The following is a 1,240-nucleotide window of genomic DNA, read 5'->3' as shown; positions in this document are numbered from 1 at the left end:
TCGGCTCTCTTCATATCCAAGTCACCTGCTGTGCAGTTTAACTTGCCTAGCTCACTCGCTCAATATTTGCGCCAAGTGCAGCCAGTTTATTTTCAATTTTGTCATAACCGCGATCGATGTGATAAATACGATCTACGATGGTTTCGCCTTTCGCGATACAACCAGCAATCACCAAACTTGCCGAAGCACGTAGATCCGTAGCCATCACTTGTGCACCACTTAGAGATTCAACGTCACCACAAATAACCGTATTACCTTCAATCTCCGCTTTCGCCCCCATACGCATCAGCTCAGGCACGTGCATAAAGCGGTTTTCAAAGATAGTTTCAGTGATCACGCCGCCGCCTTTCGCCATCATGTTCAATAGCGTAAATTGCGCTTGCATGTCTGTCGGGAAACCAGGGTGAGGCGCAGTGCGAATACTTACTGCTTTTAACTCACGGTCTGTCATATCAACAGAGATCCAGTCTTCACCTGTCTCCACCAATGCGCCCGCTTCTTCTAGCTTCGCTAGAACCGCTTCAAGCAAGTGACCGTTGGTATTACGACAAACCACTTTACCGCCAGATACCGCTGCAGCTACTAGGAATGTCCCCGTTTCAATACGGTCTGCTACGACACTGTGCTTGCCGCCACCTAAGCGCTCAACACCTTCGATAGTGATGGTGTCTGTACCCGCGCCAGAGATTTTCGCGCCAAGTTTATTTAGGAAATCCGCCGTATCGACGATTTCAGGTTCGCGCGCTGCGTTATCTAACGTTGTGGTACCTTCAGCCAGAGCTGCTGCACACATGATGGTAATGGTCGCGCCAACGCTCACTTTGTCCATCACGATGTGCGCGCCTTTCAGACGACCATCAACTTCAGCTTTCACGTAACCATCTTCAAGTGTGATGGTTGCGCCTAGTTGTTCCAGGCCAGTAATGTGCAAGTCAACTGGACGTGCGCCGATAGCACAACCACCAGGTAGAGAAACTTGACCTTGACCAAAACGAGCCACAAGTGGGCCTAACGCCCAGATAGAAGCACGCATGGTTTTAACTAAATCATAAGGAGCGCAATATTCATTGATGCTGCTTGGATCGACGTGAACAGAACCGTTACGGCTTACTTTAGCGCCAAGGCGTTTTAGTAGCTCCATGGTTGTGTCGATATCGCGAAGATGTGGTACGTTTGCCACTTCTACTGGCTCTTCCGCCAAGATAGACGCAAATAAAATCGGCAGTGCTGCGTTTTTTGC

1 protein-coding gene is annotated in these 1,240 nt (G+C 49.4%); it reads right to left on the bottom strand.

Features of this window, described 5'->3' with window-relative positions:
• Positions 1-46 precede the first annotated feature (46 nt).
• Positions 47-1,240, bottom strand: a 1,194-nt coding sequence (murA, locus tag R7P72_RS24915) for a UDP-N-acetylglucosamine 1-carboxyvinyltransferase (RefSeq protein WP_318089987.1), incomplete at its 5' end; no start/stop codon positions are given.

The organism is Vibrio sp. Vb0888 (assembly GCF_033338835.1).
Lineage (GTDB): Bacteria > Pseudomonadota > Gammaproteobacteria > Enterobacterales > Vibrionaceae > Vibrio > Vibrio alginolyticus.
This window is presented reverse-complemented; position numbering and strand designations above follow the sequence as displayed.